Annotated in this window: 7 protein-coding genes and 1 pseudogene; 5 read left to right on the top strand and 3 right to left on the bottom strand. The window is 69.5% G+C overall.

Annotated elements, in window-relative coordinates; translation table 11 throughout:
* The first annotated feature begins 26 nt into the window (after positions 1-26).
* Positions 27-1049, top strand: a complete 1023-nt coding sequence (locus IF54_RS0138375) for an LLM class flavin-dependent oxidoreductase (RefSeq protein WP_030327306.1) — start codon at positions 27-29, stop codon at positions 1047-1049.
* A 130-nt stretch (positions 1050-1179) separates the two neighbouring features.
* Here the strand turns inward: IF54_RS0138375 and IF54_RS0138370 are convergent, their stop codons facing one another.
* Complete coding sequence (locus tag IF54_RS0138370; protein WP_037821173.1) at positions 1180-1497, bottom strand: immunity 53 family protein; 318 nt, start codon at positions 1495-1497, stop codon at positions 1180-1182.
* A gap of 209 nt (positions 1498-1706) precedes the next feature.
* Here IF54_RS0138370 and IF54_RS0138365 point away from each other — a divergent pair, with 209 nt between their 5' ends.
* The 4 genes and pseudogenes from IF54_RS0138365 (at position 1707) to IF54_RS0138350 (ending at position 4249) form a co-directional block, all read left to right on the top strand.
* Positions 1707-1997 carry an SCO0607 family lipoprotein gene (locus IF54_RS0138365; protein WP_030327304.1) on the top strand — a complete coding sequence of 97 codons (291 nt, stop codon included), beginning with the start codon at positions 1707-1709 and terminating at the stop codon, positions 1995-1997.
* Positions 1998-2225: 228 nt separating this feature from the next.
* Positions 2226-2378 carry a twin-arginine translocase TatA/TatE family subunit gene (locus IF54_RS0138360; RefSeq protein WP_030327303.1) on the top strand — a complete coding sequence of 51 codons (153 nt, stop codon included), beginning with the start codon at positions 2226-2228 and terminating at the stop codon, positions 2376-2378.
* 234 nt (positions 2379-2612) lie between these two features.
* Positions 2613-3635 (top strand): annotated as a pseudogene (locus IF54_RS40150) (sporulation protein).
* Positions 3636-3793: 158 nt separating this feature from the next.
* Positions 3794-4249, top strand: coding sequence for a tellurite resistance TerB family protein (locus tag IF54_RS0138350; RefSeq protein WP_030327302.1), 456 nt, complete (start codon positions 3794-3796; stop codon positions 4247-4249).
* An 80-nt stretch (positions 4250-4329) separates the two neighbouring features.
* Here the strand turns inward: IF54_RS0138350 and IF54_RS0138345 are convergent, their stop codons facing one another.
* Entirely contained in the window at positions 4330-5262 is a 933-nt protein-coding gene (locus IF54_RS0138345; protein ID WP_030327301.1) for a M56 family metallopeptidase, read from the bottom strand.
* A 6-nt stretch (positions 5263-5268) separates the two neighbouring features.
* The gene (locus IF54_RS0138340; protein ID WP_030327300.1) at positions 5269-5658 is read right to left on the bottom strand and encodes a BlaI/MecI/CopY family transcriptional regulator; all 390 of its coding nucleotides are present in this window, start codon (positions 5656-5658) and stop codon (positions 5269-5271) included.
* Positions 5659-5903 lie beyond the last annotated feature (245 nt).

Raw genomic sequence — 5903 nt, 5'->3', positions numbered from 1 at the left:
CCCCGACCTTGATTGTTGAAAGCGATATGAAAAAGATCGGGTTCCTGTCATTCGGTCACTGGACGCCGTCCCCGCACTCGCAGACGCGCTCGGCAGCGGATTCCCTTCTCCAGGCGATCGATCTCGCGGTCGCCGCGGAGGAGCTGGGGGCCGACGGCGCGTACTTCCGCGTTCATCACTTCGCGCGGCAGCACGCCTCGCCGTTCCCGCTGCTCGCCGCGATCGGCGCACGGACCAGCCGGATCGAGATCGGCACCGGCGTGATCGACATGCGCTACGAGAACCCGCTGTACATGGCCGAGGACGCCGGAGCGGCGGACCTGATCTCCGGTGGCCGACTTCAGCTCGGCATCAGCAGGGGATCCCCGGAGCAGGTCATCGACGGCTGGCGCCACTTCGGGCAGGTGCCGGCCGACGGCGCCACCGACGCCGACATGGCACGCGCCCACACCGAGCGGCTCCTCGACGTGCTGACGGGCGAGGGCTTCGCGGAGCCCAACCCCAACCCGATGTTCTCCAACCCGCCGGGGCTGCTGCGCGTCGAGCCGCACTCCGAAGGCCTCAGGGACCGTATCTGGTGGGGATCCAGCTCGAACGCCACCGCGGTGTGGGCCGCCTCGCTCGGGATGAACCTCCAGAGCTCGACCCTCAAGGACGACGAGAGCGGCGAACCGCTGCACGTCCAGCAGCGCAAGCAGATCGAGGCCTACCGTGAAGCCTGGCGGGAGGCGGGGCACGCGCGTGAGCCGCGGGTGTCGGTGAGCCGCAGCATCTTCGCGCTGGTCGACGACCGCGACCGCGCCTACTTCGGCCGCGAGGCCGACTCCAAGGACCAGATCGGCTACATCGACGCCAACACCCGCGCGATCTTCGGCCGTTCCTACGCCGCGGAGCCCGACGTCCTGGTCAAGCAGCTCGCCGAGGACGAGGCGGTCGCCGCCGCCGACACGCTCCTGCTGACCGTGCCGAACCAGCTCGGAGTCGCCTACAACGCCCACGTGATCGAGAGCATCCTGACACACGTGGCTCCGGCCCTGGGGTGGCGGTGAGCATGGCGGGGGTTGTGCACGGGGGGTGAGGTGAGGGGCGCGCGGCCGGACGCCTTGTCCGTCGAGACGGTCGGCCCGCACGCCCACCTGCGCCGGCGCGGCAGACCCGCGCTCGTGGCGTGAGCGCTGGTCAGGGTGCTCCCTCGACGTCTCCGGACGCCCAGGTACGGAATATCGACAGTCCCTCGGTCAGGTTGCCCGGGCCACACGCAAGGTGGAAGGTCCTCTCGGACGTCCAGGCCATCACCCAGTCGTGCTCGCCTCGAGTGACCCGCTGCCGGGGGTACTCCCGGTCCGTCAGGGCCGTCTCCTCGAGATCGATCCTCACGATCCAGCCCGGGTTGTCCAGAGTCCCGATCGTGACACCCCACTCGTGTTCCCAGTCGCCGTCGCACTGTGCGGCGTACCAGCCCTGCAACCAGTCAAGGACGTGCTCGGACTCGGACATGGAGCCAGATGGTAACCAACCGCGCCTGAAGCGACTTTGACCCAGCACCCAGGAACGTTGAGCATCCGTGCGGCCGGCTTTGAGTACGGGTACTCAGGAGGCGGTGGCTGTACGGCGACGAGAGTGGAGGCACACCGGACAACGAGAGGGAGAACACCGTGACCACGCCTCGCAGCGAAAGCCTGACCAACTCCAGCCTGCGGCCTCGAATGGCACGCATCGGCGCCGCGTTGGCAGGCGCAGCAGCTTTGCTCTCGCTCACGGGGTGCGCGGGCTGGGAGTACAAGGAGAACATCTGCGGCAGCGGGGAGTACCCCGTGCTGGCCGTGGGCGGGACCGGCTCCGCGTGTGTGCCGGACGGGGAGAAGCCCGACGCCGGGTACGCGAGATACCCCGAGGGCAAGGTGCCGCAGGAGGTGGGCGACAAGTGGGACGTGTACTGGGAGACCCACACGCTCGACGCGAAGGGCAAGATCATCGACGTCTCGCCTCCGCGCTGACCCTGGCCACCAGCGGCTCCGGCCGCAGAGAGCGCCGGGACCCCGCCGACAGGTGCCCGGCGCTCAGCAACAGCAACAGCAACAGCAAGGACGACATCCGGCCAACTCGGCTCGAAGACGGACTTGTTGGGCGATCACCCTCCAGGGGATGCTTCTACAGCACTGTAGTTGCCGCGTGCCGCCGGTTCACCGCTTCGGCCGATGGCCCCACCGGGAAGGGCGGACCTGATGTTCGGCTTGAGTGAACTGGCCTTGATCCTGCTCGTCGTCGTAGTGGTCGTAGGGATCAAGAAACTGCCCGAGCTGACACGGTCGGCGGGCAAGGCCGCACGGATCTTCAAGAGCGAGGCGAAGGCACTCAAGGAGCAGGACCGCCCCTGAGGTCTCCGCCGCACACCCACCCTCGCGTCAGCCTGCTCCGGCCGGAGAGGACGCGCGGGTCCGGGTGCGGCGCCGCCACTACGCACCGGATCCAGTCATTTTCGGCCGTTTGCGCCACACTCCCGCGGCCCTCACCTCTCCGCGCTTCCGGGCCGCCTAAGCTTCTACGCACCTGTAGAAGGTCCACACGGGAAGGGCCTCACAGGAACACATGCGTAAGGAGTGGACGCCACGATGGTGTTCAAAAGGCTGCTCGGATCGCTCGGAGTGGGCGGGCCCACGGTGGACACGGTTCTCGATCCGGGTGCCGGCCGACCCGGCTCCACGCTGACCGGACAGGTCCATCTCAGGGGCGGTGACGCCGACTTCGACATCGAGCACATCGGCCTGGAGCTGGTGGCGCGGGTCGAGGCAGAGCACGAGGACGACGAGAGCGAGGGCGTCGTCGTCTTCGACCGGTTCATCGTCGGCGGCGGCTTCCGGCTGGCGGCGGGTGAACGGCATAGCGTTCCGTTCACCGTGACACTGCCCTGGGAATCGCCGATCACCGAGTTGTACGGGCAGGGCCTCGGCATCGTGCTGGGCGTGCGGACCGAACTGTCCGTGGCCGGCGCGAAGGACAAGGGTGACCTGGACCAGTTGAACATCGCTCCGCTGCCGGTCCAGGAGGCGATCCTGGAGGCGCTCGGGCAGCTCGGCTTCGGGTTCAAGTCGGCCGACCTCGAGTACGGGCACATCGGCGGCACGGGCCAGCATCTGCCCTTCTACCAGGAGATCGAGCTCACGCCGGCGCCGCAGTACGCCCACCAGGTCAACGAGATCGAGGTGACGCTCCTGGCGGGCCCGGGCGGGATGGAGGTCGTCCTGGAGGCGGACAAGCGCGGCGGCCTGTTCTCTTCCGGTCACGACGCGGTGACCAGGTTCAGCGTCTCCCACGAGGGCGTCGACCACTAGGACTGGAACACGGTCGTCGACGGCTGGATCCGGCAACTGGTGGACCACCGGGCCGCGTACAGCTCACAGGCCGTCCACGGCCACGCCCCGTACGCCCACGGTCATGGACACGGCGACCACTACGGCCGCGGCGAGCACCACGACGAGGGCCGCCGTCCCGGACCCGGCATGGGCACCGCGATCGCGGCGGGCGCGGCCGGTTTGGCCGTTGGTGTGGCCGGCGGGATGGTCGCGGCCGAAGTGGTCGACGAGATCGGGGACTTCTTCGAGGGCGAGGAGGAAGAGGGGGACGAGGAGGACTGACCGATCACGGGCACGTCCTACAGGGTCTTCCGCACTCGACCGGACTCCACGGACACGGCGGGAACTTGTCGGCCCCACCGCGAGTTTCTACATTGCTGTAGATATTCGTGCGGTTCGCCGACCGGCGGACCGGCTCCCCACCGACCTATGGAGTTCGCATGGCCCTGTGGGACCGACTCAAGGAATCCGCCTCCACGATGCAGACCCAGCTGATGGCGAAGAAGAACGACCTCAAGAGCGGCGCCTTCCGCGACGCCAGCATGGCCATGTGCGCCCTGGTCGCCGCCGCCGACGGCACCGTCGACCCGTCCGAGCGGCAGCGGGTGGCCCAGCTGATCTCCACCAACGAGGTGCTTCAGAACTTCCCCGCCGACGACCTGCGACGCCGTTTCGAGGACAATCTGACCAAGCTGACGACCGACTTCGACTTCGGCAAGGTCAGCGTGCTCCAGGAGATCGCCAAGGCCAGGAAGAAGCCCGCCGAAGCACGGGCGGTCATCCAGATCGGCGTCATCATCGGCGGTGCCGACGGGGACTTCGACAAGGACGAGCAGGCCGTGGTGCGCGAGGCGTGCTTCGCTCTCGATCTGCCGCCGCACGAGTTCGACCTCTGACCGACACGCGGAGCGCGGGGTGCCGGGCGGACCGTCAGGACACCGCCCGGCACCCCGCGCTCATCGGCGGACCGTCTCGTTCACAGCGGCGTCGCGGCGTGCAGGATGAAGAGCATGGTCACCGCGGAGTTCGCGGACGACATGGCGGAGACCGCCGTACCTGCGGCCGCGCCCCAGGCCGCCGGCCCCATCTCGGTGAACACCGACGGCCAGCTGCGCACGACGGGTGCGGGGCCGAGCAGGGCCGCCACCCGGCGCGGCACCGGCCCCGGCGCGGCGAACCCGGCCAGAGTGAGCGACGGAGCACCACGGGAGACCAGGGCCGCCTTGCCGATCGCACGCGCCACCGTACGGCGGCTGCCGACCGTCTGCGCCGCTTCCTCGTCCGCCCACCGCTCCGCCGTGTACGACACCGCCGTCCGCAGCGGCCGCAGCAACGGGTTGGCGAGCGAGACGAGTTGGACCGCGAGGAGGAAGCGGTGATGCCGGGCGGCGAGGTGGGCACGCTCGTGCGCGAACAGGGCCCTGCGCTCGGCCGGCTCCAGGCACTCCAGCAGGGCGGTGGTCACCACCACCCGGTCCCGGCGGCCACCGGGCAGCGCATACGCGTACGGGACACTGTCGGGCAGTACGGCCACCCCGGTGTCCGGGAGCCCTGCCAGGGCCCGGTGCGCCCGGCGCCGCACCCGGCCGTGCCGCCACAACGACCGCCCACAGGCCGCCAGTACGGCGATCAGCGCCGGGATGGCGACCTTGCCGGCCACCTCGTCGAACGGCACGGCCGCGCGGACCTCGGGGTCGGACCAGCCGTCGGGGAGCGGATTGCCGGGCAGTTGCGCGGTGCCGACCACCATCACCAGCCCGAGACACAGCGTGCTGCACAGCGCCATCGCAGCCGCCAGGGCGGTCAGCAGCCGGGTCGCGGTGCGTGGATGCAGATGCTGCTCGGCCAGGCGCGCCACCGGCCACGCGGTGAGCGGCAGGACCAGCGGCAGAAAGACGAACACCCCCATGAGGCTTCAGTCTTCCCCTTCGACCCGCGCATGACCCAGCAGTTCCCGCAGCAGACGCTCGTCGTCCGGGCCGAGGCCGGTGACGAAGCTCGCCAGCACCGCCTCCCGGTCGCTCTCGGCGTCCAGCACCCTGCGCATCCGGTGCGCCGCGAGGCCGGCCTCGTCCGAGGCAGGCGTCCAGGCGAAGGACCGTCCCGCCCGCTCCCGGGTCACCACGCCCTTGGCCAGCAGCCGGGTCAGGATCGTGATGACCGTCGTATAGGCGAGATCGGCGCCCAGGCGCTCCTGCACCCAGCCGGCGGTCGCCGGTCCGTCCGCCTCGCGCAGGGCCGACAGGACCTGCGCCTCCAGCTCACCCTGACCCCGACGCCGGGGACTGCTCCGGTGTTCCGTCACGCCCTGCCTCCTCTCCGCATCCCTCTCGCCATCCCTCTCACTGTCCGGCCAGACATCCTATCGAGGCCCCACCGGCCCTCTCGCGCACAGGAGTTGCGCCGGCCCGAGCCCCACCCGACTAACTTTCTACAGTGCTGTAGATTCTAACTCGGGGTCCGTGACGCGGACTCGTACCGACCGTGCGTGGAGGAATGAACCATGGGTGTTTCCCTGTCCAAGGGTGGCAACGTCTCGCTGAGCAAGGA

Origin of the sequence: Streptomyces sp. NRRL B-3229, assembly GCF_000719505.1 — a bacterium.
GTDB lineage: Bacteria > Actinomycetota > Actinomycetes > Streptomycetales > Streptomycetaceae > Streptomyces > Streptomyces griseorubiginosus.
This window is presented reverse-complemented; position numbering and strand designations above follow the sequence as displayed.

Coding starts and splice junctions, on each gene's coding strand:
- IF54_RS0138350 (WP_030327302.1), top strand. CDS start 3,794: ATGGCCCTGTGGGACCGACTCAAGGAATCCGCCTCCACGATGCAGACC.
- IF54_RS0138370 (WP_037821173.1), bottom strand. CDS start 1,497: ATGTCCGAGTCCGAGCACGTCCTTGACTGGTTGCAGGGCTGGTACGCC.
- IF54_RS0138360 (WP_030327303.1), top strand. CDS start 2,226: ATGTTCGGCTTGAGTGAACTGGCCTTGATCCTGCTCGTCGTCGTAGTG.
- IF54_RS0138345 (WP_030327301.1), bottom strand. CDS start 5,262: ATGGGGGTGTTCGTCTTTCTGCCGCTGGTCCTGCCGCTCACCGCGTGG.
- IF54_RS0138365 (WP_030327304.1), top strand. CDS start 1,707: ATGGCACGCATCGGCGCCGCGTTGGCAGGCGCAGCAGCTTTGCTCTCG.
- IF54_RS0138375 (WP_030327306.1), top strand. CDS start 27: ATGAAAAAGATCGGGTTCCTGTCATTCGGTCACTGGACGCCGTCCCCG.